The sequence below is a fragment of the Rhodobacter aestuarii genome (assembly GCF_900156655.1).
Classification (GTDB): Bacteria; Pseudomonadota; Alphaproteobacteria; order Rhodobacterales; family Rhodobacteraceae; genus Rhodobacter; species Rhodobacter aestuarii.
This window is the reverse complement of the sequence record NZ_FTOG01000004.1, coordinates 165,320-189,493: the sequence shown is the minus strand read 5'-3', so window position 1 is coordinate 189,493 and position 24,174 is coordinate 165,320. Positions and strand designations below refer to the sequence as shown.

Below are 24,174 nucleotides of genomic sequence, written 5' to 3'. Positions count from 1 at the left end.
TCGCTGCACTGGCACAATATAGAAAATACCGCTAAAGCGTCGCATCAGACGCAAAAAGCGACACAGAATTCCACTATCGGAAACAGACCGGATAAAGCCCATGTTTATTGCCACTTTGCTTGCCAACCCCACCGCTGCCGATCTGACCGCCATTGCGGTTGAGTCGCTGCGCAATGCTTGGGGGGGCGGCGAGTTGCGCTGGCTCGCCCCCGGTATTGCGGCGGAATTCGCGCTGGAAAGCGTGCCCGAGAATCGCTGGCAAGTGTGGGAAGATCTTCAAGGCATGGGTGTCGACCTTGTCGTGCAACCGCAGGCCGGGCGTCGCAAACAGATGCTGCTGGCCGATATGGACAGCACGATGATCCAGCAAGAGTGCATTGATGAGCTGGCCGATGTGGCGGGCGTCGGCGCGCAGGTAAGCGAAATCACCGCGCGGGCGATGAATGGAGAGCTCGACTTTGAAGGCGCGCTGACCGAGCGGCTGGGGCTTTTGACCGGGCTACCGGAAAGCGTGATCGCGCGGGTGATTGCCGAGCGCATCACCTTCATGCCGGGCGGGCACGATCTGCTGCGCACGATGAAGGCCAATGGCGCCTATTGCGCGCTGGTCTCGGGCGGGTTCACCGCCTTTACGGCCTATGTCGCCGAAACGCTCGGGTTTGAGGAGCATCGCGCCAATGTGCTTGGCATTGAAAACGGCGCGCTGACGGGCATTCCGGTCAAGCCGATCTTGGGGCGCGAGGCGAAGGTGCAGGCCTTCCATGACATCACTGCCCGGCTTGGCCTCGCCCCCGAACAAGTGATGGCGGTGGGCGATGGCGCGAACGATCTGGGCATGTTGAAACTGGCGGGCGCAGGCGTGGCGCTGCACGCCAAACCCTCTGTCGCGGCGCAGTGCGATATTCGCATCAACCACGGTGACCTGTCGGCGCTGCTTTACATTCAGGGCTACGCGGTCGGCGATTTTGCCTGAAGCTCGGCCCCACCCTGCCAGATGCGGGCAAGCTGCCAATCTTCGGTGAAATGCAACAGATCGGCGGGATAGCCGGGGGCGATGCGCCCGGCCCTTGCCCCAATCACATCCGCGGGGCGAGCGGTCATCATCGCCAGCGCCTGCGCGGGCGGCAGACCCAAAGTGCCTAAGCAAAACCGCAAAGCTTGCGGCAGGCTGAGGTCTGCGCCAGCAAGCGTGCCATTTTCGGTGCGCAAGGCGCCATCGGCGCGCAAAATGCGCTGCCCGGCCAAATCGAACGCCGCCAAATCAGTGCCCGCGGCGGCCATCGCATCGGTGACAAGAAAGATCCGATCCCCGGCCAGTTGCAGCGCCAGCTTTGCAGTCTCCGGCGCGACGTGAATGCCGTCGGCAATCAACCCCACAGCGAAGGGCAGGCTCAGCGCCGCGCCCACGAGACCGGGCTCGCGGGAGCCAAGCTGGCTCATTGCGTTGAAAAGATGCGTCACCCCGCGCGCACCTGCCTGGCTTGCAGCCTGCGCTTCCGCAAAGCTGCATTCGGCATGGCCCAGAAACACCACAACACCCGCTTCGGTCAGCCGGGCGATTTGCTCGGGCGTCACCGCAGCCGGAGCCAGAGTAATTTTCAGCGCGGGCAAACCGGCGCGCGCTTCGCAGAGTGTTTCGAGGTCGTCTTGATCCATCGGGCGGATATGCTGGGCAGGATGGCAACCGGGGCGCTTGGGGTCCAAATGCGGGCCTTCAAGATGCAACCCCAAGAACCCCGGCACACGGCCCACAGCCGCCACGCCCGCCGCCAAGACCTTGCGCGTTTCAGCAGCAGAGGTGGTGATGAGCGTGGGCAAAACAGAGGTCGTCCCCAAGGCGGCATGGGCAGTGCAAATCGTGGCGATCTCTTGCACCGGGTCATCGCCCGCACCCAGCATCACCCCGCCGCCGCCGTTCACTTGTAGGTCCACAAGGCCCGGCGCGAGAACCCCGCCTTTGAGCGCGATCTGCTCTCCCTCAGGGCATTGCGCCAAGGGTGTGATCGCTTCGATCCGGCCATCGCAGACCACCAGCGCCTGGCCCTCATGAAAGGCTGCACCGTCAAAGAACCGCGCGCCAGTAAAGATCACTCTGCCCATATCGTTTCATCCATCGCCATGGCCAGCGCGCCATCGACCGCCGTCCCCAAAGGCTCGGCCCGAGGCCAATCGGGCAGCGCAAGCGTGGGGCCGAGCCCGCCTTGCCACACAACCGGCAAGGGCGGATCGCATTGCAACAAGCCAATTGCACGGCGCAGTTCCGCCTGCGTTTCTGCCATGACCTCTTGTGTCAACGGGTCATCCAGCGCAGCCGCCATTTTATAAACGAGGCGGGCATGATCCCCCGGCGTTTTGTTGAGCGTAAAGGCCACAAGTCCCGGCCCGCCGCCCAGATCCGCCAGCACCGTCTCGGCCAAAGGGGTGAGCGGCGTATAGCCATCCAGCATCCGGGTGATGCGGTTGAGCATTAGCCGCCCCATCCATGCGCCCGACGCTTCATCGCCCAACCGAAAGCCCCAGCCGCCGATCGCTTTCACCTCGCCATGCAATTGCCGCGCAAAAACAGAGCCCGTGCCAATCGCCGCCACGATCCCATCACCTTCACCGAGCGCCCCGCGCAGCGACGTGGCAATGTCTTGCACCACCTTGGCGCGAAACGGCAGTTCTGCCGCCAAGCGCCCCCCGGCGCCCGAAAGGTTTGCCCCGGCCACGCCCAAAACCGCGCGCACCTGAGCCACCGGATGATCCCCGATTACCTCAAGCGCCAAAGCCTTTAAGCGCGCTGCAGCGGTTGTGTAATCGGAGGCGATATTGGCAGGCCCACCTTCGCCGCGCGCCAAAACTTGACCCGACGCATCGGCCAAAACCGCGCGGCATCCGCTGCCGCCGCCATCAATGCCCAGATAGATCATCGTCCCTCCGTTTGCCGCAAGATGCCGCGCGGCTTGGAGCCGGGCAAGGCGAAACACGGCGAATATCCGCGTGCTGCCCGATCCGGGCTTGCGATCTTGGTAACGAGATTGTTAGGAGATTGCCCGAACACTGGGGGGCAGATGTTACGCAAATCGGTTTGGGCATTGGCGCTGGGAACAATGGCGCTTTCGGGTTGTGTGGCCGTGGTGCCGCTACCGATCATCAAACCCGCCGAGGTCAGCAGCCGCGCCAATGTATTGGATGGCAGCCTGACACTTGCCGCGCCTGAAGGCTATTGCGTTGATCCGAAATCGCGGCAAGACGGAGCCGAGGCAGCCTTTGTTCTTTGGGGCAATTGCGCCGCGATTGCGCGAGATGGGAGCGCACCGCAACCCAAGCACCGCGCCCTCCTAAGCGCCACCGTCGGCCCCATGCCCGACGTTCCGCTTGAGACTGCCCTGAAGAATTACGAGACCTTCTTCCAGTCCGAAGCCGGGCGCGCGGCGATGGCGCGATCTGGGCAGGCCGAAGACGTCGAAATTCTGACGGTGCAAGAACAAGAGCGACGCTTGTTGTTCAAAATATCGGACCGCTCCGCCGTAACGAAGGGGCCGCTTGATACCGTTTACTGGCGCGCGATCACCGGGCTGGATCGTCATATCGCCGCGCTGTCGGTGATGCCGATGCGCGGCAGCGCCCTAAGCGACAAGGCACAACTCTCCCTTTTGCAATCGCTAGAGGCGAGTATCCGCGCCGCGAACTGAATCTGGCTCACGCATAAGTTGTGACGTGCGGGAAAACCCCCATGTCGAATGATTTGCGGCTTCATTTCCACGCCTCGACATGCCAAATGGGACATGTGGGGTAGATTGTTTCGCAATTCGCAACGCCGCAGAGGCACTGTAGCACTATTGGGGCACAATGGTGAAAATGACGGGCAAGTCTAACACCTTCCTTGATCGGCTTGTGCAAGGCCGGATGCTCGCCCGCTGGGCCCGCGCCGCACGCCTTGCCCCCGCGCTTGAGGGACAGGAATTGCGGCAGCTGCGCTCTGATGCCCGCGCTCTCAAACGTGAAATTGACCGGGTTTTGTTCGCCGCTGAGGGCAAGCTTTCGATGCCGCTGGGCGGTGGGGATGGGATTGAGCGCCCCTTGGGCTGCGATTGGGCTTGGCGCCCCGAGGTTTGGCGTGGGCCAGTCTTTCCGCAAGGAGTCGCGGCCGCGCAATCGCGCGCGATGATGGGCCGCGAGGTTACGCTGTTTCATGATTGCAAAGTCTCGGAACTGACCCTGCGCCAAATCCGTAATACTGGCGTGCAAGACTTAGCTCCCTTTGGGCTGCGCATGGATGTGTTCCGCTTTGACGGGTCTTTCCTGTCGCTGGTACTGGACCTCCCCGAGGCAGGCGTGACAGGGCTGCGGCGCAACCATCTGATCCGGCTCGGGCTTGAGGTGGAGCTGGAAAAACCGCTTGAGATTTTCTGCCGGCTGAATGTGAAGCACGGCCCGAACACCGACCAATTGGTGCGCGAACTGCCCGTCCAGACGGGGCAGAATTTCGTCGAATTCGACCTCGCCTATACAAAGATGAATGAAAAGCGGGTCGAGAAGGCTTGGGTGGATATCATCTTCGAAGGGCCGCAGATGAACCAGATCGTGCTGCGCGACCTGACCTTCGCGCGCCATCCGCGCGCTGAAATTTAAGGGGGCGACATGCTGGAACAATCGCGCGTCCGCGCTGGCCATTGGGAAGGCATCTGGGCGGGAGCCGAGGCGCCCGATCTTCAGGTCTCGCATCTCGAAAAAGACCTGCCCGATCTGAGCGCCGAGAAGATGGAAAACGGCAAGTGGAAGCTGCGCCTGCCGATCCCGCCGGAGTTGTTGTCAGACGGCGTGCAGACCTTCTTGATCCGCATGGATGAGGAAACGTTGACCCATTTCACCATCGTCACCGGGGTGCCGCTGGAAGATGATCTTCGCGCAGAGATTGACCTGTTGCGCGCCGAGCTTGATATGCTCAAACGCGCCTTCCGCCGCCATTGCGTGGAAACCGGGGCTTAAGCGATTAGCCTTTCGCCGTTTTGCCCGGTGATGCGCAGGCGCATCAGCGTGCCTTCGGGCATGTCGCGATCAAAGCTGACCTCGGTGAAAAACTCCGTCCGGCCCAAACGCGGCCCTTCGGTGAGAATTTCGCGTTCTTGCCCAACTTCCGCTTCTAGGTGACGCAAAAGCGCCGCCTGCCCCGCCGCGCGCAGCCGCGCCGCGCGGTCTTTGATATCCGGCCCCGCCACACGCGGCATGCGCGCGGCCGGCGTGCCTTTGCGGGCGGAATACGGGAAGACATGCAAGAAGGTCAGCCCACAATCCTCGACCAGGCGCAGCGAGTTTTGGAACATCTCTTCCGTCTCGGTCGGGAAGCCTGCAATGATATCGGCCCCAAAGACGATGCCGGGGCGCAGCTTGCGCGCCTCTTCACAAAAGGCAATCGCATCATCGCGCAGATGGCGGCGTTTCATCCGCTTCAGAATCATATCATCGCCATGCTGCAAGCTCAGATGCAGATGCGGCATCAAGCGCGGCTCGGTGGCGATGGCGAGCATCAGGTTTTCATCCGCCTCGATACTGTCGATCGAGGAAATCCGCAGCCGGGCAAGATCGGGCACCAGTTTGAGGATGCGCATCACCAAATCGCCCAAACGCGGCGCGCCGGGCAGGTCTGCCCCCCAAGAGGTGAGATCCACCCCCGTCAGCACAACTTCATGGAAGCCCTTGTCCACAAGCCGCTTGATTTGCTCGACCACCACGCCCGCAGGGACCGAGCGCGAATTGCCCCGGCCATAGGGAATGATGCAGAAGGTGCAGCGGTGGTCGCAGCCATTTTGCACCTGCACATAGGCGCGGTGGCGGCCAAAGCCATCAATCAGATGCCCCGCCGTTTCCTTGACCGACAGAATATCATCGACCATCACCCGCTCGGTCTCGCCAATGAAATCGGCGCCTTTGGGGGCAAGTGCGGCCCAAGTCTCGGCCTGCATCTTCTCATGGTTGCCGATCACACGCGTCACCTCGGCCATTGCGGCAAAGGTCTCTGGTTCGGTCTGCGCAGCGCAGCCCGTAACAATGATCGGCACATCGGGATTTTCGCGCGCGAGCTTGCGAATCTCTTGCTTGGCTTTGCGCACCGCCTCGGCGGTGACGGCACAGGTGTTGACCACAACCGCCCCTTCGAGCCCCGCACCTGCGGCGAGTTCTTTCATCGCCTCCGTCTCATAGGCATTGAGACGGCAGCCAAGCGTGGCAAAAACGGGCGGCTTCATAGGCTGGCCAGAAATGCGGGCGCCAAAACGCCCTCAAACACCGTCGCGGTGGGGCCGGTCATCCAAACGCCATCGTCGCGCCAGTCAATTTCCAACTGCCCCCCATCAACATCAACGATCACTTTGCGGCCCGTGAGCCCCTTGAGATGCGCGGCAACGGCGGTGGCACAGGTGCCGGAGCCGCAAGCAAGCGTGATACCCGCGCCACGCTCCCAGACCCGCATCCGTAGGTGGTCCGGCCCGGTGAGCGAGGCAAATTCGACATTGGTGCGTTCGGGGAACAGCGGATGGTGTTCAACCTTCTGGCCCAGCGCCACCACATCCACAGCCTCGGCATCGGGCACAAAGAAAATGCAATGCGGGTTCCCCATTCCCACAGCGACAGGCTCGCCGGGCAGCGGCAAGGCCATCGGGTCGGCGGTGACGGGAATCGCCGCCGCGTCCAGAATCGGGTCGCCCATATTGACCGAAACGAGCCCGTCTTTCCGCCGACAGGCTGCCAACTGGCCCCGTTCGGTGAAGAGCGTGACCGCATCCTTGCCCAGATCGCGCATCACAAGGTCCGACACACAGCGCGTGGCATTGCCGCAGGCGCCCGCCTTTGAGCCATCGGAATTCCAAAATTCCAGTGTGAAATCTGCTCCTTCAGCGGGCAAGATCACCGCAAGCTGATCAAAGCCCACGCCGCGATGACGGTCCCCCAGCGCCCGCGCAAGCGCAGGCACAACAGGGTTTTCGCCCGTCCGGGCGTCGATGATCACAAAATCGTTGCCAAGGCCGTGCATCTTGAGAAAGCGACGACCGGCGGGGGAGAGGGGCGCGTGTTCCATGCGCGCCCTCTACACCCGCGCCCGAGTTTTTTCCAGTGTTGCAATTTTTTCGCGCTTTGGGCCTTGACCCCCCCGGCACACCCCTTTAGAGACCCGCTCCAGTGATGGGCCGTTAGCTCAGTTGGTAGAGCAGCTGACTTTTAATCAGCGGGTCACAGGTTCGAATCCTGTACGGCTCACCATCACTCTCCTGACATCGAAAAAAGCACATCCCCCTAGGGGGCTGGACTTTTTTCTGTGCCACCCCATCTGAACGGTTCCCGAGGATGGAGGCCCTATGACACGCCGGTATGAAAAAACCGAAGAGGCGCTGGCGCGCCTGACGCCAGAGCAATTCTATGTCACGCAAGAAAGCGGTACCGAGCGCCCCTTTACGGGCGAATATTGGAATCGCACAGAACCGGGGCTTTATGTGGATATTGTCTCGGGTGAGCCGCTCTTTTCTTCGCGCGATAAGTTTGAAAGCGGTTGCGGCTGGCCCTCGTTCACGCAGCCTGTCGAATCGGCGCATGTGACCGAGCATCAAGACCTGAGCCACGGGATGCGCCGGGTTGAGGTGCGCTCGACCCATGGCGACAGCCATCTGGGTCATGTCTTCCCCGATGGGCCGCGCGACCGGGGCGGGCTGCGCTACTGCATCAACTCCGCGAGCCTGCGCTTCATCCCCAAAGACCGGATGGAGGAAGAAGGCTACGGCGATTATCTGGCACTGCTGGAGGACTAAGATGGAAAAAGCGATTCTGGCCGGAGGCTGCTTTTGGGGCATGCAGGATTTGATCCGCAAACTGCCCGGCGTGAGCAACACGCGCGTGGGCTATTCGGGGGGGGATGTCGCCAATGCCACCTATCGCAACCACGGCACCCATGCTGAAGCGATTGAGATCGTCTTTGACCCGGCGGAGATCAGCTATCGGCGGCTGTTGGAGTTCTTCTTCCAGATCCATGACCCGACCACGCTGAACCGGCAGGGCAATGATCACGGGCTGTCTTACCGCTCGGCGATCTATTTTCTGGATGAAGCGCAACAGCAAACCGCGCTAGACACGATTGCCGATGTGGATGCCTCTGGCCTTTGGCCCGGCAAGCTGGTGACCGAAGTTGCCCCGGCAGGCCCGTTTTGGGAGGCCGAGCCGGAGCATCAAGATTATCTTGAGCGGTTCCCACATGGCTACACCTGCCACCGCATCCGCCCCGATTGGGTCTTGCCCAAGCGTCAGGAATAAGACCGCACCAGCGCGCCCGACAAAAGCACCCAGCCGTTCGCCACGACAAAGAAGGCCAGCTTGAAGGGCAGCGCCACAACCGCGGGCGGCACCATCATCATGCCCATCGACATCAAGATCGCCGACACAACAAGGTCGATGATCAAGAAGGGCAGAAAGACAAGGAAGCCAATCTCAAAGGCACGGGTGATCTCTGACAGCATGAAAGAGGGCACCAGCATCGAAAGCGGCGCGGTGCGAATCTCGCCCTCAAAGGCCACGCCATCACGCAGGGCAGAAAGTTGGCTGAACGTGTCAGGGTCCACACGGCCCGCCATGAAGATGCGGAAGGGTTCCACCCCACGCTCAAAGGCGGTGATCATGTCGATGCTGCCCGCAATCAGCGGCTCGATCCCGGCTTGGTAGCTGGCCATGAAGGTCGGCTCCATGATGTACCAGGTCAGGAACAACGCGAGACTGACGATAAGCATATTGGGCGGCGATTGCTGCAACCCCATCGCTTGGCGCAAGATCGACAGCACCGTGACGATGAAGGGAAAGCACGTGACCATGATCGCAATGCCCGGCGCGAGGCTGAGCAGCGTGATCCCGGCGATGAGCAGCAGCGAAGAATTGGTCAACGACCCCTCGCCGCCGAGGTCAATATTGATCGCCTGCGCGCCCGCAGGGAGCGTGCCGAGCAGAAAGACACCAACGATTAACGTTAATAGTCTGTAGTGACGGGCCATTTTCACAGCCCATTTTGCAGATCAACGACTTCGGTGAGCCGCACAGCCAATTGGCCGTTCGAATCGCCTTCCATCTCGGTCAACTCGCCACGCGCGATCAGCTTGTCGCCCACGTAAAGCTCGACCGGGTCTTCCACCCGACGATCCAACGGCAAGATCGAATCGCGTTTCATGCGCAGCAGGTCGCGCACAAGCGGACGCGCCTTGCCGACAGAAATGGTGATTTCGATCGGCACTTGCGAAAACGGGTTCGCGGTTTGGGGCATATCATCCATGAGCGGCCTCCTGCGGGTCTTGGTTGGCGCTGAAATAGGTTTCGATTGCGGCACCGATTGCGCCGATCACCCCGTCGAGGTCGATCCGCGTCTCTGTTTCGGCGAATTTCAGATACACCTGCCCCTCCCCCAAGGTGGGTTCGGCCTGAAAGATCAGGGGCAGGCTAGCACGATCGGCCATGACTTCTTCGATCATCGGCAGGCTGGCCGGGTTCGCCACAACGGCGATTGGCACGGTGGTCGCCTGCTCGGACAGGGGCTCAAGCTGCTCCACCACCATATGCGCGAGCGTTTGGCGCGCCATTTCGGGCAGCATCTTGGTCGCGATGCCCATCAACAGCGGGCGTAATGCGGCCAGAATTTGCTGGCGAGCCTCGTGATAGGTGAAGGACAGTTCCTGCAAGTTCTGGCCGAGTTCCGCGCGCAGCTTTGCCCCTTCGGCCGCTTGCGCGGCCACGGCATCATCCCAACCCGCCGTGTAGCCTTTTTCGAAAGCGGCAAGCCGTTCTTCCTCAAAGGCACGCGGGTCGATCTCGATCTGCGGCTCTTGCGGCGCGGTCTCGACCTCGAAGGATTCAAGTTGGATACCGCGACGCGTCATGCGCGTTCCTCCGCCTCGTTCATCCAAGCCCGCAGGATTTCAACCGATTCGGCCTGACGCTCTTCGATCAGTTTCTTGAGCCGTGCGACCGGATCGGCGTTGTCACTATCGCCACCAAAGCCGCCACCGAAGTCGCCCATCCCCATACTCATCGGCATGTCGCCAAGATCGAAGTCGGACACCACGGCCATGTTACCAATCGGCATATCATCCTCCGCAATCTCACCCGTCAGGGCAGGCGTTCCATCAGAGCTCGGGATGCCTTCGGCACCGATCATACCACCGGGCAGTTCGCCCAGTTCAGCCTCAGCCGCTGCGGCAGCCCGCTGCGCCAAGATCGGACGCATCACAAAGAGACCCAGCACCAGCGCCACAATCGCGGCCACAGCAATCTTGATCAGCTGCATCACATCCAGAGGAGAGGAGGCAAACATGCTGGCACTGGCTTCGGTGCCCAGATCGGTGATCGGCTCAAAGGCCATCGACCGAATGGTGATCACGTCGCCGCGCGTTTCATCAAAGCCAACGGCAGAGGCCACCAGTTCTTTCAACGCCGAGAGTTCTTCATCCGAGCGCGGCACGACCGCCGCAACACCATTGGCATCGGTGCCTTCGACCCCATCCACCAGCACGGCAACGGTCAGCCGCTTGATGTCGCCTGGGGTGCGCAGCACCTCGCGGGTGGTTTCAGAAACTTCGTAATTGGTGCGCTCGCGCGATTCGCTCGATTGGCTTTGCGATTTGCCACCATTGCCCGCATCCCCCGCCGGGAGGTTGGACGCCACGGTCACCGCCCCCGGTTTGGTATCGTCGGATTTATCCGAGCGCGCCTCGACATCGGTCGAAATCGGAACCCGGCTCCCCGGATCAATCAGTCGTTCGGTGATCGCTTCGCGTTCGGTCACGGTCTGGACGGAAACTTCGACCACCGCATTGCCATAGCCCACGCGCGCCTCAAGCAGCCGCTCGACATTCTTGCGCAGCTCTTCGGCACGATCGCCCGCCACTTGCCCGGTGACTTCATCGCCGGTCGCAATCAGCCCCGAGACACTGTCGATGATCGACACATCATCAGGCGACATGCCCTGAACCGCGGAAGACACAAGGAATTTCAAAGCCTTCGCATGGGTGGGCGAAAGCCCGCCCGAGGCCGTCACTACGGTGACGGAAGCGCTAGCATGGGTATCGCGGCGGAAAGATTGCGCAGCAGGCGCCGCAATATGCACGCGCGCTTGGCGAATCATCGGGTTCGAAACGATGGTCCGGGCCAATTCGCCCTCTTTCGCGCGCCAATAGGCAGCGTCGAACATTTGCGAGGTTGTGCCGAAGCCCGAAAGCGAATCGAGCAATTCGTAGCCCGCGCCCCCGGTTGCCGGAAGACCTTCGCCCGCAAGCGACATCCGCAGCTCATCACGCCGCGTCGATTCTACGTAAATCGAATCGCCACGCACTTGGTAAAGCACGCCGCGCGCTTCCAGCGCGGTCACGACCTCACCTGCGCGCGGCCCCTCGAGCCCCGCATACAAAAGCGCCATGTCAGGCTTCGAGGCAAAGCTCGAAAGCGCCAATACAGCTGCAAACATGAGAACTGTCGCACCAATTACGACCGCACGCTTTAGCGTGTCTAATCCCTGCCAAAGGGCCAAGAGTTGTTGCAAGACGCACCTCCTTCGAGCGGGCTTCTGCCCCGTCGTCGAAAGCATCTTTCTCCGATCGCCCTTAACAATCGGTTAGTGGGTGCCGGTCTATATCGGGGAAGAACGAAGAAATCGGGATACCGCCATGGCCGAGCCAGAAGCTGAAGGCGAAGAAGCGCCAAAGAAGAAATCTAAGCTGCCGCTGATCATTGGATTGGTGCTGATGCTCGTCTTGGGCGGCGGCGCATTCTTTGCCATTTACTCCGGGATGATTCTTGCCCCGCCCCCTGCAGAGGGCGCGGCGGCGCATGAACCCGAACCTGAACCCGAGCCGCTGCCGGAGATCGCCTTTGTGGCGCTGGATCCGATGGTGATCTCGCTGCCGGGTGGTGGCAGCCGCCACCTCCGCTTTACCGCGCAACTTGAAGTGCCGCTCAACTACCAAAAGGAAGTCGAGCTGGTGAAACCCCGGGTGCTTGATGTGCTCAACGGCTTCTTGCGTGCGGTTGAGGTGAAGGATCTCGAAGACCCTTCTTCGCTAATGCGTCTGCGCGCGCAAATGCTGCGCCGGGTGCTTGTTGTTGTGGGCGAGGGCAAGGTCAACGACCTGCTCGTGATCGAATTCGTGCTGAACTAGGAGAGGCAGATGCTGCAGTATACCGCCGATATTCTCATGGGTCTGGGCGCGCTGGGTGCGACCATCTACTGCATGGTTCTGGCCCGCCGTCTGAAACGCTTCAACCAGCTGGAAAACGGCATGGGCGGCGCAATCGCCGTGCTGTCCGCGCAGGTTGATGACATGACCAAGGCGCTGAACCGGGCGCAAGCCACTTCGGCCAGCTCGGCCGAGCAGCTTCGCACGGTGACCGAACGCGCCGAACAAGCGACGCAACGGCTTGAACTGTTGCTCGCCACGATGAACCAAACCCCGGCCCCCGCCGCGGCAGCCCCCGCGCCGCCGCCCGCACCGGAACCCGCTGCGGATGCCCGCCGTCACCAACGCGTGTTGCGCCGTCGGCTGCGTCCGTCGGATCTGGAGGCCGCGGAATGAAACCCGCCAAAGCAGCCAAACAACCGACCAAAGCACCGGCGAAGAAAAAGTCGCGCAAACGGTTCGGACGCGGCAGCTTGGTGCTGATCGCGAGCTTGTTTGCCGTCTCGGGAGCGATTCGTTTTGGCACCGGGATCGCAGAAGCTTTCGCGACCGGCACCGGGGCGCATGACGCACCGCAAGAAACTGCGGGCGATTGCGTTTCCGAGCCGGGCGTCATGCTGATGCTCAAGGAAGTGCAAGCGCGCGAGAAAAAACTAGGCGAGCGCGAACAACTTCTGACGGATCGGTCGCAAGCGATCACGCTGGCCGAGCGGCGAATCGAAGAACGGCTGGCCTCGCTGGTTGAGGCGGAGCGCAACCTTGCGCAAACCGTGACCATGGCCGACGAAGCCGCCGATGAAGATGTGGCGCGACTTGTCACCGTCTATGAGAGCATGAAACCGAAAGAAGCGGCCCCGCTCTTTGCGGCGATGGCCCCGGACTTCGCCGCTGGCTTCCTTGCGCGGATGCGCCCGGATGCTTCTGCGGCGGTGATGGCGGCGCTTGAACCTCAGGTTGCCTATTCGATCTCGGTGATCATGGCCGGGCGTAATGCGGGCGCACCGCAGGAATAACCTTGCAGAGCATTTGTTAAGCCAAATCTGGCACAGTCGCTCCGTATGAATGGAGAACGGACATGATCGGCATTATCGGGATCGTCGTCATCTTTGGCATGGTCTTCGGCGGCTACGTGGCTGCCGGGGGCAAGATGGGGATCATTCTGAAATCACTGCCCTTTGAGATGATTATGATCGGCGGCGCTGCGGTGGGGGCCTTCTTGCTCTCGAATGACGGGGCCTCGGTCAAGCATACGCTCAAGGATGTGGGAAAGGTGTTCAAGGGCCCGAAATGGAAGCCCGGGGACTACCGCGACCTTCTGTGCCTGCTGTTTGAACTGATCCGACTCGCCCGGCAAAACCCGGTCGCGATCGAAGAACATATCGAGGATGCAGAAAATTCCTCAATTTTCGGGAAATACCCAAAAATTGTACATGACCACGAAGCGGTGGAATTGATCTGCGATACGATGCGCTCGGCCTCGATGAACTATGACGACCCCCACCAGGTCGAAGAGGTGCTCGAAAAGCAGCTCGAGGCGAACTATCACCACGCCATGCACTCAAGCCACGCGATGCAATCGGTGGCGGATGCTATGCCCGCGCTTGGGATCGTGGCCGCCGTGCTCGGCGTGATTAAAACCATGGGCTCAATCGACCAGCCGCCCGAAATTCTGGGCAAAATGATCGGCGGCGCGCTTGTGGGGACGTTCTTGGGCGTGTTCCTCGCCTATGGGTTCATTGGCCCCTTCGCGGTACGTATCAAAGCCGTGGTCGATGAAGACGCCAATTTCTACAAGCTGATCCGTGAAGTGCTGGTGGCCAACCTGCACAACCACGCCACCAACATCTGCATCGAAGTCGGCCGTCAGAACACGCCGCATCACATCCGGCCCAGTTTCTCGGAACTCGAAGAGGCGCTCAAGGCGGTGAAATCGGAGGCGGCATGAGGTTCTTCGCCCTCGTCCTCACCGGGCTGCTGGTTGTGGCAAGCCCGGTTGCGGCGCAACAGATTGACGTGCGCTCTGGCGAACACGCCGATTTCTCCCGGCTGGTCTTCATGTTCCCGCCCGGCACCGACTGGAGCACGGAACGTGTGGAGGGGGGCTATAAGCTCACCGCGCCGCCGCGCACCCGCTTCAACCTTGCCAATGTGTTTCGGCTGATCCCGAAAACCCGGATTCAGGCAATTTCCGCCGATATTGATGCCCGCTCGGTCTTTATTGAAACCACGCCGGATGTGCATCTTGAAGTCTTCCAACTGCCGATTGGCGCGGTGGTGGTCGACATCGCCGATGGGGCCGAGCCCGAACCGTTCGAGCCCGGCACCCCCAAGCCGCAGATCACCGCGCCGGATCATTCCTACCGCCCGGCTCCAAAGCTTGGCTATCTGGATCTTTATTGGTCCGATAAACCGACTCAAATGCGGCCCGAAGCGCAACCTGCCCCGCCGTCCGCCCCAAAGCCCGCACCGCAACCCGGTGAAGCAACGGAAAACGTCGCCTTCCCCGATGGGCGGATCAGCGCGGCTGAGATTGCTTTGATTGACGAATTGGGGCGCGCTGCGTCTCAGGGTCTGATCACCATGCAGATGCCCAAGCATCCAGTTGCAGACCCGCATCAGACAGATGGGCATGAAGCGGGAGGGCATGACATGCCCACAACAGAACCCGCGCATGGTACCCCGACAGAGGGCCATGATATCGAAGGCCATCCCGGCAGGGATGAATCACATCTTGCCTTGCAAGCAGAAACCGTAATCGACCGGGATTCCTCGGCGCATTTCGCGCCGGGGCGACTGGCAGATTCGGGTCATAGCTGCCCGCGCGATGCCGACTTTGATCTGCAATCTTGGCTGACCGAGGAAGCCCCTTCGGTACAGATCGCGCATGCCCGACGCGATCTTCTGGCAGAATTCGATAAGCCGCGGCTACGCGCGGTCGAACATCTGGCAAAGGTCTATATCGCGCTCGGCCTCGGCACCGAAGCAAAGGCCCTGTTCAAATCCTTCGGGCTGGAAGAAGAGGCCAATCCCGCGCTGACCATTTTGGCAGATGTGGTCGATGGCAACACCCCCGACCCCTATCCCGCATTCAAGGCTTTCACCGCCTGTGACAGCCGCGTTGCGCTTTGGGCGCTCGTTGCGCAACCCGAACCGCCGCAGCGGGAAACCGTGAATTTTGGTGCCGTTCTGCGCGCCTATTCGGCCCTGCCCCCGCCGATTCGGAACCTCATTGGCCCGAAACTCAGTGACCGTTTGATCGAAGTTGGCGCGGCAGATGTTGCGCAAACCGTGCGTTCGATGCTGGCGCGCGCGCCAGCGGAACATCGCAGTTCGCTCGAATACATGGATGCGCGGATTGATCTGTCCGAAGGCCGGGTCGAAGACGCCACCGAACGGCTTGATAAAGTCGCCGAATCGCATTCCGAGATCGCCGCTGAAGCGCTGATTTTATCGGTTGAGACCAAACTCTCGGAAGGGATCGCCATCCCCAAGAATGAGGTCGAGAACGCGAGCGCCCTAGCCAAGCAGCTCGGCGGCAGCGACATGGGCGATAAGCTTACCCGGGTCGAGATTCTGGGCAACGCCTCAACCGCAAAATTCGACCCCGCTTTTGAGGCGCTCGAACGCTGGGAAGAGCCCCTCGATGAAACGCTGCGGCGCGATACCCAAAACGATTTGCTCGCCATGCTGGCGAAATTGCCCGACGAGCAGATGTTCATCGAAACCTTCTTCCGTTTCCGCCCGCAATGGAGCCCGGAAGAATTGGAACCCGGAGTGCAGATCGCGCTTTCGGAGCGGCTGTCGAAAAGCGGGTTCGATATTTCCTCACGGGCAGTTCTGTCACCGGCAACCCGGCGCAGTGAGCCGGGTCGGTTGGCCATGGCACGTGCCGCCCTTGCGGGGCGCGATGCGGCGGCAGCCTATTCGCATCTGGTCGGGCTTCAAGGCGAAGAGGCAGCCCTTCTGCGCGGCGAGGCGCTTAGCCTTTTAGGCCAGCATCAAAACGCCGAGGCCGCCTTTGCCGAAGCGGGCGCGACCGAAGCGCGGCTGGAAGCCGCCTGGCGCGCAGGCAATTGGGACCAAGTGACCGATGGCGGTTCAGAGGCACAACGGCAGTTTCTTGAACTTTTCAGCGACACCGCCCCCCCGGCGCAAGACCGGGATGCAGCACCTTTGGGCCCGCTGGCCGCTGCACAAAAGCTGATCGCCCAAAGCGAGGCCGAACGCGCAGCCTTTGAAAAGCTGATGCAAGATATGAAGTAACCCGCGCCTCCGCGCGCATAAAAAAGGGCCCGCTTGCGGGCCCTTTTTTCGTGTCTGTTGCGCTTTTCAGCCTGCGGCTTGAAGCGCCTGCGCCAAGCGGGTGAAGCTGCCCTGCACCGCATCGGGCGCGTCTTGGGCAATGAACCCATCCAGCGCGGGCCAAACCCGGATCGCAGAATCAATCAGCGGGTCGCTACCAGAGGTATAAAGCCCCGCCTGAATCATCATCTCGGCCCGATCATAAGCCCCCAAGAGCTTGCGCGCCTTGGCGATCAACGCGTTTTCGGGCGGGGTCGCCGCATCGGGCAAAGACCGCGAAACCGAACGCAACAGGTCAATCGCCGGGAAGCGCCCCCGCTCGGCAATCGCCCGATCTAGCACCACGTGCCCATCAAGCGTCCCGCGCAAAATATCGGCCACAGGTTCTTCCATATCGGAGCCCGCGACCAGAACCGAAAAGACCGCCGTAATATCGCCCGTGCCCTCAAGCCCCGGGCCGGAGCGTTCCGCCAAAGACATGATCTGATGCGAGGTCGAGGGCGGATAGCCACGCAGGCTGGCGGGTTCGCCGCCCGCCAAGGCAACCTCCCTATGCGCCTCAGCAAAACGGGTGACGCTATCGGCCAGAAACAGCACATGCTTGCCTTGGTCACGGAAGTGTTCGGCCACCGACATCGCCGCCCAACCACAGCGGCGGCGCACCAGCGGAGATTGGTCAGAGGTAGCAGCCACAATCACCGCGCGCGCCATGCCCTCTGGCCCCAGCGTCTTTTCAACGAATTCGCGCAGCTCGCGCCCGCGTTCGCCAATCAGTGCGATCACCACAACATCGGCTTCCACGCCCTTGGCAAATTTCGCCAGCAGTGAGGATTTGCCAACGCCGGACCCGGCAAACAGGCCAATCCGTTGCCCACGCACCAGCGGCAAAAGCGTGTTGAAAACATCAAGCCCGGTTTCAACCCGACCGCCCAAGCGCCCACGCGCAGCAGCGGCAGGCGGCGTGGCGCGGACATTGCGGTCAACAGGGCCGCGCAAGAGCGGGCGGCCATCGAGCGGGCGGCCAAACGGGTCCACGATCCGACCCACCCAAGAATTATCAGGCGCAATACCGGCCTGACCGAGTAGTTCAACCCGGTCGCCAATCGCTACACCTTCCACGGCACCATCGGCCAAAAGCGTCACAGAGGTGCGCCGCAGCGAGATAACCTCGGCATCGAATCGCGCACCACCACGGGAATGGATCTGTGCGCGATCCCCTAGGGTCGCGCGCATCGTCAGGCCGCTGACTTCAATCGTGCCCTTGCCCACTTCGAAAACCCGGCCGACCGGATGCACCGCACCGACCTCGGCGATCTCCGCCTGCAACATCTCCAAGCCACCCAACGCCATTCTGGCCTCCATGGTTACCGAGCCGTATCGAGCTCGTCTTCTCGAAACTGTTTTTAAACGATTCTCCCTTAATCGTTGGTTGATAGCTCGGAGGAGAAACCCCGATGTTCGGTAAACTAGAAATGTTTCAGATGGCGCAAGGCATGGCCCGGCAGGCCGCGCTGCGCGAAAGTGCCATCGCCACAAATATCGCCAATGCCGATACGCCCGGCTACCAGGCGCGCGATGTTTCTGACTTTTCAGAAACCTATCGCAGTGAGCATGGCGAAGGGATGCGGGCCACACGATCCGGGCATCTTGGCGCGGATGGCGCGCATCGAGTCGAAGTCGCGCAGGTGCGTAACCCCGGCGCCAGTTCGCCCGATGGCAATGACGTCTCGCTTGAAGATGAGATGGTGAAAGCTGTCGAGGTTAAGCGCCAGCACGACCTTGCACTGGCGATCTACAAGTCTTCCCTCAACGTGCTGCGCGCCAGCCTTGGCCGGAGCTGACGATCATGGGCGACTTTTCCAATACCCTTTCCGTTTCCGCCTCGGGGCTCAAAGCGCAATCCATGCGCTTGCGCCACGTTTCGGAAAACATCGCGAACGTCGACACCCCCGGCTACCACCGCAAGGTGACCAGCTTCGAGGAAGTGGTGTCGCAAGACAACGGTGCCGCCGAGGTTCAACTCGGTCCCGTGCAACTCGACCCGAAGGAACTGGCCCGCATCTATGATCCGGGCAACCCGATGGCCGATGAGAACGGCTACTACGACGGCTCGAATGTCGATCTGGTGGTCGAAATCGCAGACGCGCGCGAAGCGCAACGCAGCTATGAGGCGAACCTCCGAATGTTCGATCAGACCCGGCAAATGTCGTCGGCTCTGCTTGATCTGCTGCGTCGTTGAAACCTGAAGGAGGTCCAGAATGGACATCAAATCTTCTGTTGCGACTCAGGGCTATGCACTGGCCCGATCCGCCGCGGCGCCGCAAGCCGGCAGCGGCAACTCCCAGCAAAGCACGCTTGGCAGCCTTGCCACGAGCTTCATGGAAACCATGCAAGAAAGCGAGCAAACGGCCAAAGCCGCAATGCTTGGCAGCGCCGATCCGCATGCCCTTGTGCAGGCGCTCGCACAGACAGAACTGGCGGTGGAAACCGCAGTGACGGTGCGCAACAAGGTCGTCGAGGCCTATCAGGAAATCCTGCGGATGCCGGTGTAACATGGAAGACCTCGTCTTCTTTGACACCATGCGCGAAGGACTGTGGGTCGCCGTGATGATCTCGGCGCCCATGCTGATCGTCGCGCTTGTGGCCGGGGTTTCCATCGGCCTGTTTCAAGCGCTGACCTCGGTGCAGGAAATGACGCTGACCTTCGTGCCGAAGGTCGGCGCCATGCTCGTGGTGTTCTGGGTCTCGATGTCCTTCATGTCGAAATCCTTGGTCGAGTTTTACACCGCCCGGATCATCCCCCTCATCATCGGAAGCTGAGCCATGGACAATTCGATCTACGCGGCCCTGTCGCGCCAATCGGGCCTGATGCGGGAAATGCAGGTGGTGGCCAACAACATGGCCAACATTACGACCACCGGCTTTCGGCGCGAAGGCGTGGTCTTTGCCGAATATGTCGATTCGCTTGATGGGCAAGAGCCGTCGCTCTCGATGGCCTATGCCCACGGCAAGCTGGTCGATTTCGAGCAGGGCCCCTTGGCAAATACCGGCAGCTCGCTCGATTTCGCGATCGAGGGTGAAGGCTTCTTCATGATCGAAACGCCCGAGGGCAACCAACTGACCCGTGCAGGCAGCTTTATGCGCTCACCCGCGGGCGAACTGGTCACCCCCGAAGGCTTCCGCGTGCTCGATAATGGCGGCTCGGCCATCTTCATCCCCGCCGATCAGGGCGAAATCGCGATGGCCGAAGATGGCACCATGTCCGTCAATGGCGCGCCGCTCGCCCAAATCGGGCTCTACCTGCCCGAAAACTCCACCACCATCAGCCTGCAAGCCGGCACCCGCTTCGCCGTGCCCGATGGCACCCTTGAGGCCGAGAACGCCCGCGTTTTGCAGGGCTTTGTCGAACAATCGAACGTCGATCCGGTGAAAGAAATCGCGCGGATGATCGAAGTGCAGCGGGCCTATGAGATGGGCCAAAACTTCCTCGACCGCGAGGACGAACGGATCCGTAGCGTCATCTCGACGCTCAAGTAAAGAATTAGGAGAGAGCCATGCGCGCCTTGCAGATCGCCGCCACCGGGATGAGCGCCCAGCAAATGCGGGTCGAGGTCATCTCGAACAACCTCGCCAACATGTCGACCACGGGCTACAACGCCCGGCGCGCCGAATTTGCCGATCTCATGTATCAGCAAGCCACCCGGCCCGGCACGGTCACGGCCAATGATGGCACCATTGTTCCCGCAGGCGTGCAGCTTGGTTTGGGCGTGCGCCCGACCGCGGTCAGCGTGAACCTTGCGCAAGGCTCGCTTACCTCAACCGGCGGTGAGCTTGATCTGGCGATTGATGGCTATGGCTACCTTGAAGTGACCCTGCCCTCGGGCGTGTCGGGCTATACCCGCGATGGAGGGCTGAAACGCTCTGCCGATGGGCAAGTCGTCACCTCCGATGGCTATCCGCTGGTGCCCGGCATCACCATTCCCGATGATGCGCGCACCATCGCGATCAACGCCGATGGCGAGGTCTATGCCTATTTCACCAATCAGGTGCAGCCGCAGCTTCTGGGCCAAATCACGCTAGCCAGCTTCACCAACGAAAAGGGCCTCGAGGCGATTGGCTCGAACCTGTTTTTGGAAACCGAAGCCTCTGGCCCGCCCACCGTCTCTACCCCCGGCCTAGATGGGCTGGGCACGGTGCGCCAAGGCTATCTGGAAGAAAGCTCGGTCGATGCGGTGCGCGAAATCACCGAACTGATCAAAGCTCAACGCGGCTATGAGATGAACGCCAAGGTCATCACCGCCGCCGATGAAATGCTGCAAGCCACCACGCAGGTGCGCTGATGAAACGAATCGCGCTTGCCCTTCTGGCCAGCTTCACGCTTGGCACAGTTGCCGAGGCGGGATCGGTCGTCGCTTTGCGCACCTTACGCGCGCAAAGCGTCATTTCTCCCGAAGATGTCACCTTGGCGGAAGAGACTATTCCCGGTGCCATCGGCGATCTGGATCAGGTCATCGGCCTTGAAACCCGCGTGGCCATCTATCCCGGGCGACCGATTCAAGCTGGAGATCTGACCCCGCCCGCGGTGGTCGAACGCAATCAGATGATCTCGCTCGCCTATCAGCGCCGTGGGCTCAGCATCATGACCGAGGGGCGCACATTGGATCGCGGCGCCATCGGCGATTCGATCCGGGTGATGAACGTCACCTCCAAATCCACCGTCTTTGCCACGATCGGCGCCGATGGTGTCGCTTATGTCCAATCCCAATGAGAGCCTCGTTCATGCGCCCCTTGATGATTGCCCTCCTCGCCCTCTCGCTTGCCAACTGCGGGCGTATTGAGCAGGTCGGCAAAGCCCCAGAGTTCAACCCGGTGGAAGGCGGCAACGAATTTTTCGCCATGACCTCCACCCCCATGCCCGACAGCATCGAGGGCCAACCGGCGGCGAGTGAAGCCTCGCTCTGGTCGGGCAACCGTGGCTCGCTTTTGGGAGACCGGCGCGCCGCCAGCCGCGGCGACATTCTGACCGTGGTGATCGAAATCGACGACAGCGCCCAGATTTCAAACTCCACCGGGCGCAACCGCTCTAGCTCGGATACGATGGGCGTGCCGTCAATGATGGGCATTCCGCAGCGGCTTGATGCGCGCTTGCCCGAAGGGGCCACCACCGCCAACGCCTATGAAACCGGCTCTTCGTCCTCCTACTCGGGCGATGGCACGGTTGCGCGCAATGAAAAGCTGACGCTGCGCGTCGCCGCCACGGTGCTTGACCGCCTGCCCAATGGCGTGCTGCGCATTCAAGGTGTGCAAGAGGTGCGGGTGAACTTTGAGGTCCGCGAACTTGTCGTGACCGGCTTTGTCCGCCCCGAGGATGTCAGCCGCCAAAACGAAATCACTTATGACAAGATCGCCGGAGCACGCATTTCTTATGGCGGGCGCGGTCAGATCACCGATGTGCAGCAACCCCGCTATGGCCAACAAATCGCCGATATTCTGCTGCCGTTCTAAGGAGTCCGCCCGATGCTGATGAAAATCCTCCCCATCATCCTAGCCTTGATTGGCCTTCTGGGGGGCGGTGCGGCAGGCTATTTCCTGCGGCCGCCACCCCCCGCACCGGAAGAAGTCGCCACCGAAGGCGGGGGCGAGCATGGGGCAGGCGCCGACGCCGGACATGCCGCTCCGAAGGCCGACGCCCATGCCGCCGATACGCACGGCGAGGAAGGCGATGGGCACGAAGCCGAACCCACGACCGAATTCGTCAAGCTGAACAACCAATTCGTGGTGCCAGTGATCAACGGCGGCCAAGTCGCCTCGCTGGTGGTGCTGTCGCTGAGCTTGGAAGTGACGCTGGGCAGCACCGAAAAGGTCTATGCCGCCGAACCGAAGATCCGCGATTCACTTCTGCAAGTGCTGTTTGACCATGCCAATGCAGGCGGCTTCAACGGCGCTTTCACCGATACCGCCACAATGGCCGACCTGCGCCGCACCATGCTTGAAGCAGTCCGCATGGTGATCGGCGATGCCGCGCTGGGCGTGCTCGTCTCAGACATCGTGCGGCAAGATACGAAATAAGATCCCGCGCCACGCAAAAGGAAAAGGCTGGAACCGTAAAAGGTTCCAGCCTTTCCTGATTTCTGGTGCCGGTGAAGGGACTCGAACCCCCGACCCCATCATTACGAATGACGTGCTCTACCAGCTGAGCTACACCGGCGTGATGGCGCGCAACTAGCACGCCATCGCAGGGATGTGTAGCCCTATTTTTCACCTTCCGCTGTGGCATCTGGCGTAATGTCAAAGGCTTCTTCCGCCTTCGGCTTGCCTGCGCCCACGATCAGCGGCAGCATTTCAGCCCCATTGGGCAGCGGAATGCCGCCCGAGGTCGGCTCACGCCAGCTTAGCGTATCGAAGCCGCCGCAATTGTCGCAGACCGGGCCCCATTCCGCTTGGATGTTTTGGCACTTGTCGCAGCACCATTGCTTGCCACGCGGCGCAGTGACGGCACGGGCCAGCCAGCCACGCACGACATCTTCGCTTTCGCCCTCGCCGCGTTCGATTGCCGCCATCAAGGTCAACGTGCGCGCGGTCGGGTTGGTTTCGGCCAAATTGCCCAGCGCACGGCGTGCCCCCGGGAAATCTTCTGCCGCGATGCACAGCTCAGCCCGCAGCAGCTTGGTTTCTTCATGGTCGGGGCGCAGCGACAACAGCTTTTCGAACCGCGCAAGCCGTTCAACCGCCGATTCCGAGGGCACGAGCGACGCAAAGACACCCGCCAGATCGGGGTGCGGTTGCGCTTCCCACGCTTTAAGCAGCACACGCGTTGCCGATTTGACATTGCCTTGATCGGCATAGGCTTTTGCCGCCATCGCCGCCGCCGGAATCAGGTCAGGCGAAGATTTGTTGGCCGCAATCGCCGCCTCGCGCGCCTCGATCGAAGCGTTCTGATCCAGCACCACTTTGGCTTCTTGCAGCGCCAGCACGGCGTCGCGGCGCTTGTGCACGTCTTTCGGGATCTCGCCCTGACGCATCTTGGCCAACAGCACGTCGCGCGCGCCTTTCCAGTCGCCCGATTCGGTTTGCAGCTTGAAGAGCGTGTTTTGCACTTCCGGGTGCTTCGGGTTCAGCGCAAACGCCTTTTGCGCCAGTTTCAGCGCGGTATCGGTATCCCCATCGCCCAGCTTTTGCGACAGAAGGCCGCGAATCCCCACAAAGCGGGTGCGCTGATCGTTCAGCATCCGACGGTAAACCTGTTCGGCCCGGCGCGTGTCGCCATTCATTTCCGCCGCCTGCGCGGTGAGCAGGTTGGTCAGATCGGGACGGCGCAGATAGCGTTCCGCCTTAGCGGCGCGCGACATCGCAAGACGCGATTCCCCCGAAGCAATCGCCAACATCCCCTCGGCCAAGGCTTGGTAGCCTTTGCGCTCACGGCTGCGGTCGAAATAGCGGCTGATCGCCGTTTCATCGCCGGTCACGAAGCGCAAGAACGCCACCACGAAACCAACGATTTTGAAGACAACCCACAGCACCACCACGATGATGGTGATCAAGATGGCGGCTTGCAGCGCACCAAGGTTGAACTCCTGCCCCAGCGCGACGATACGAATCGCCTCGCCCGAGTCAGACAGCATCGCCGCGCCAAAGGTGAGCCCGGCCACAGCGGCCAGGAACAGCGCGACTTTCAACAAAGACCAGAGCATCG

At 61.4% G+C, this 24,174-nt stretch carries 30 protein-coding genes and 2 tRNA genes; 21 read left to right on the top strand and 11 right to left on the bottom strand.

The window, feature by feature from the left end; genetic code table 11:
• Positions 1-100: 100 nt before the first annotated feature.
• Positions 101-973 (top strand): phosphoserine phosphatase SerB, encoded by an 873-nt coding sequence (gene serB / locus BW967_RS07495; protein WP_076484439.1) that lies wholly within the window; start codon positions 101-103, stop codon positions 971-973.
• On the opposite strand, the gene nagA is transcribed toward serB, so the two are convergent.
• Positions 949-2,100, bottom strand: coding sequence for an N-acetylglucosamine-6-phosphate deacetylase (gene nagA, locus BW967_RS07490; protein ID WP_076484438.1), 1,152 nt, complete (start codon positions 2,098-2,100; stop codon positions 949-951). The genes serB and nagA overlap by 25 nt on opposite strands.
• Positions 2,088-2,912 (bottom strand): glucosamine kinase nucleotide-binding domain-containing protein, encoded by an 825-nt coding sequence (locus BW967_RS07485; RefSeq protein WP_076484437.1) that lies wholly within the window; start codon positions 2,910-2,912, stop codon positions 2,088-2,090. Before BW967_RS07485 ends, nagA begins: the two co-directional genes overlap by 13 nt.
• A 141-nt stretch (positions 2,913-3,053) precedes the next feature.
• On the opposite strand from BW967_RS07485, the gene BW967_RS07480 reads away from it, so the two are divergent.
• From BW967_RS07480 to BW967_RS07470, 3 genes are all read left to right on the top strand, one after another.
• Positions 3,054-3,677, top strand: a complete 624-nt coding sequence (locus tag BW967_RS07480) for a hypothetical protein (protein WP_076484436.1) — start codon at positions 3,054-3,056, stop codon at positions 3,675-3,677.
• Positions 3,678-3,843: 166 nt separating this feature from the next.
• On the top strand, positions 3,844-4,617 hold the full coding sequence (locus BW967_RS07475) for a DUF6478 family protein (protein ID WP_076484537.1): 774 nt from the start codon (positions 3,844-3,846) through the stop codon (positions 4,615-4,617).
• A 9-nt stretch (positions 4,618-4,626) separates the two neighbouring features.
• On the top strand, positions 4,627-4,974 hold the full coding sequence (locus BW967_RS07470) for a hypothetical protein (protein ID WP_076484435.1): 348 nt from the start codon (positions 4,627-4,629) through the stop codon (positions 4,972-4,974).
• Here the strand turns inward: BW967_RS07470 and mtaB are convergent.
• Positions 4,971-6,230 carry a tRNA (N(6)-L-threonylcarbamoyladenosine(37)-C(2))-methylthiotransferase MtaB gene (gene mtaB, locus BW967_RS07465; protein ID WP_076484434.1) on the bottom strand — a complete coding sequence of 420 codons (1,260 nt, stop codon included), beginning with the start codon at positions 6,228-6,230 and terminating at the stop codon, positions 4,971-4,973. The two genes, BW967_RS07470 and mtaB, sit on opposite strands and share 4 nt — an antisense overlap.
• The gene (gene dapF / locus BW967_RS07460; RefSeq protein WP_076484433.1) at positions 6,227-7,060 is read right to left on the bottom strand and encodes a diaminopimelate epimerase; all 834 of its coding nucleotides are present in this window, start codon (positions 7,058-7,060) and stop codon (positions 6,227-6,229) included. The genes mtaB and dapF overlap by 4 nt, the downstream gene beginning before the upstream one ends.
• 106 nt (positions 7,061-7,166) lie before the next feature.
• On the opposite strand from dapF, the gene BW967_RS07455 reads away from it, so the two are divergent.
• From BW967_RS07455 to msrA, 3 genes are all read left to right on the top strand, one after another.
• Positions 7,167-7,242, top strand: a tRNA-Lys gene (locus tag BW967_RS07455).
• Between the two features lie 95 nt (positions 7,243-7,337).
• Complete coding sequence (gene msrB, locus BW967_RS07450; RefSeq protein ID WP_076484432.1) at positions 7,338-7,784, top strand: peptide-methionine (R)-S-oxide reductase MsrB; 447 nt, start codon at positions 7,338-7,340, stop codon at positions 7,782-7,784.
• Position 7,785: 1 nt separating this feature from the next.
• Positions 7,786-8,283, top strand: a complete 498-nt coding sequence (msrA, locus tag BW967_RS07445) for a peptide-methionine (S)-S-oxide reductase MsrA (protein WP_076484431.1) — start codon at positions 7,786-7,788, stop codon at positions 8,281-8,283.
• Here msrA and fliP read toward each other — a convergent pair.
• Genes fliP through fliF form a run of 4 tightly spaced genes read right to left on the bottom strand, consistent with a single transcriptional unit; the run spans position 8,274 to position 11,590 of the window.
• Complete coding sequence (fliP, locus tag BW967_RS07440; RefSeq protein WP_076484430.1) at positions 8,274-9,011, bottom strand: flagellar type III secretion system pore protein FliP; 738 nt, start codon at positions 9,009-9,011, stop codon at positions 8,274-8,276. The genes msrA and fliP overlap by 10 nt on opposite strands.
• A 2-nt stretch (positions 9,012-9,013) precedes the next feature.
• A complete protein-coding gene (locus tag BW967_RS07435; protein WP_076484429.1) occupies positions 9,014-9,286 on the bottom strand; it encodes a FliM/FliN family flagellar motor switch protein in 273 nt (90 codons plus the stop codon).
• Positions 9,279-9,887: a FliH/SctL family protein gene (locus tag BW967_RS07430; protein ID WP_076484428.1), complete on the bottom strand. Its 609-nt coding sequence runs from the start codon at positions 9,885-9,887 to the stop codon at positions 9,279-9,281. Before BW967_RS07430 ends, BW967_RS07435 begins: the two co-directional genes overlap by 8 nt.
• Positions 9,884-11,590, bottom strand: coding sequence for a flagellar basal-body MS-ring/collar protein FliF (gene fliF, locus BW967_RS07425; protein ID WP_076484427.1), 1,707 nt, complete (start codon positions 11,588-11,590; stop codon positions 9,884-9,886). Before fliF ends, BW967_RS07430 begins: the two co-directional genes overlap by 4 nt.
• 79 nt (positions 11,591-11,669) lie before the next feature.
• On the opposite strand from fliF, the gene BW967_RS07420 reads away from it, so the two are divergent.
• The 5 genes from BW967_RS07420 to BW967_RS07400 all read left to right on the top strand — a co-directional run bounded on the left by BW967_RS07420 (position 11,670) and on the right by BW967_RS07400 (position 16,442).
• Positions 11,670-12,161, top strand: a complete 492-nt coding sequence (locus BW967_RS07420; protein ID WP_076484426.1) for a flagellar basal body-associated FliL family protein — start codon at positions 11,670-11,672, stop codon at positions 12,159-12,161.
• A gap of 12 nt (positions 12,162-12,173) precedes the next feature.
• A complete protein-coding gene (locus tag BW967_RS07415) occupies positions 12,174-12,575 on the top strand; it encodes a hypothetical protein (RefSeq protein ID WP_076484536.1) in 402 nt (133 codons plus the stop codon).
• On the top strand, positions 12,572-13,192 hold the full coding sequence (locus BW967_RS07410) for a MotE family protein (RefSeq protein ID WP_076484425.1): 621 nt from the start codon (positions 12,572-12,574) through the stop codon (positions 13,190-13,192). The genes BW967_RS07415 and BW967_RS07410 overlap by 4 nt, the downstream gene beginning before the upstream one ends.
• 62 nt (positions 13,193-13,254) lie before the next feature.
• Entirely contained in the window at positions 13,255-14,124 is an 870-nt protein-coding gene (gene motA / locus BW967_RS07405) for a flagellar motor stator protein MotA (protein ID WP_076484424.1), read from the top strand.
• Positions 14,121-16,442 carry a hypothetical protein gene (locus tag BW967_RS07400; RefSeq protein WP_076484423.1) on the top strand — a complete coding sequence of 774 codons (2,322 nt, stop codon included), beginning with the start codon at positions 14,121-14,123 and terminating at the stop codon, positions 16,440-16,442. The genes motA and BW967_RS07400 overlap by 4 nt, the downstream gene beginning before the upstream one ends.
• Positions 16,443-16,508: 66 nt before the next feature.
• Here BW967_RS07400 and BW967_RS07395 read toward each other — a convergent pair whose 3' ends face one another.
• Positions 16,509-17,831, bottom strand: coding sequence for a FliI/YscN family ATPase (locus BW967_RS07395; protein WP_076484422.1), 1,323 nt, complete (start codon positions 17,829-17,831; stop codon positions 16,509-16,511).
• A gap of 104 nt (positions 17,832-17,935) precedes the next feature.
• Here BW967_RS07395 and BW967_RS07390 point away from each other — a divergent pair, with 104 nt between their 5' ends.
• Genes BW967_RS07390 through BW967_RS07350 form a run of 9 tightly spaced genes read left to right on the top strand, consistent with a single transcriptional unit; the run spans position 17,936 to position 22,550 of the window.
• Positions 17,936-18,322, top strand: a complete 387-nt coding sequence (locus tag BW967_RS07390; protein ID WP_076484421.1) for a FlgB family protein — start codon at positions 17,936-17,938, stop codon at positions 18,320-18,322.
• 5 nt (positions 18,323-18,327) lie between these two features.
• The gene (gene flgC, locus BW967_RS07385; protein ID WP_076484420.1) at positions 18,328-18,720 is read left to right on the top strand and encodes a flagellar basal body rod protein FlgC; all 393 of its coding nucleotides are present in this window, start codon (positions 18,328-18,330) and stop codon (positions 18,718-18,720) included.
• A 19-nt stretch (positions 18,721-18,739) separates the two neighbouring features.
• Entirely contained in the window at positions 18,740-19,033 is a 294-nt protein-coding gene (fliE, locus tag BW967_RS07380; protein ID WP_076484419.1) for a flagellar hook-basal body complex protein FliE, read from the top strand.
• A 1-nt stretch (position 19,034) separates the two neighbouring features.
• Positions 19,035-19,301 (top strand): flagellar biosynthetic protein FliQ, encoded by a 267-nt coding sequence (locus BW967_RS07375; RefSeq protein ID WP_076484418.1) that lies wholly within the window; start codon positions 19,035-19,037, stop codon positions 19,299-19,301.
• A 3-nt stretch (positions 19,302-19,304) separates the two neighbouring features.
• Complete coding sequence (locus tag BW967_RS07370) at positions 19,305-20,018, top strand: flagellar hook-basal body complex protein (protein ID WP_076484417.1); 714 nt, start codon at positions 19,305-19,307, stop codon at positions 20,016-20,018.
• Between the two features lie 17 nt (positions 20,019-20,035).
• Positions 20,036-20,821 (top strand): flagellar basal-body rod protein FlgG, encoded by a 786-nt coding sequence (flgG, locus tag BW967_RS07365; RefSeq protein WP_076484416.1) that lies wholly within the window; start codon positions 20,036-20,038, stop codon positions 20,819-20,821.
• A complete protein-coding gene (flgA, locus tag BW967_RS07360; protein ID WP_076484415.1) occupies positions 20,821-21,249 on the top strand; it encodes a flagellar basal body P-ring formation chaperone FlgA in 429 nt (142 codons plus the stop codon). Before flgG ends, flgA begins: the two co-directional genes overlap by 1 nt.
• Positions 21,250-21,260: 11 nt before the next feature.
• Positions 21,261-21,986, top strand: coding sequence for a flagellar basal body L-ring protein FlgH (gene flgH, locus BW967_RS07355; RefSeq protein WP_076484414.1), 726 nt, complete (start codon positions 21,261-21,263; stop codon positions 21,984-21,986).
• A gap of 12 nt (positions 21,987-21,998) precedes the next feature.
• Positions 21,999-22,550: a flagellar basal body-associated FliL family protein gene (locus BW967_RS07350; RefSeq protein ID WP_076484413.1), complete on the top strand. Its 552-nt coding sequence runs from the start codon at positions 21,999-22,001 to the stop codon at positions 22,548-22,550.
• Positions 22,551-22,613: 63 nt separating this feature from the next.
• Here the strand turns inward: BW967_RS07350 and BW967_RS07345 are convergent.
• Positions 22,614-22,689 (bottom strand) — tRNA-Thr (locus BW967_RS07345).
• A gap of 43 nt (positions 22,690-22,732) precedes the next feature.
• Entirely contained in the window at positions 22,733-24,172 is a 1,440-nt protein-coding gene (locus BW967_RS07340; protein WP_076484412.1) for a heme biosynthesis protein HemY, read from the bottom strand.
• Positions 24,173-24,174: the final 2 nt, after the last annotated feature.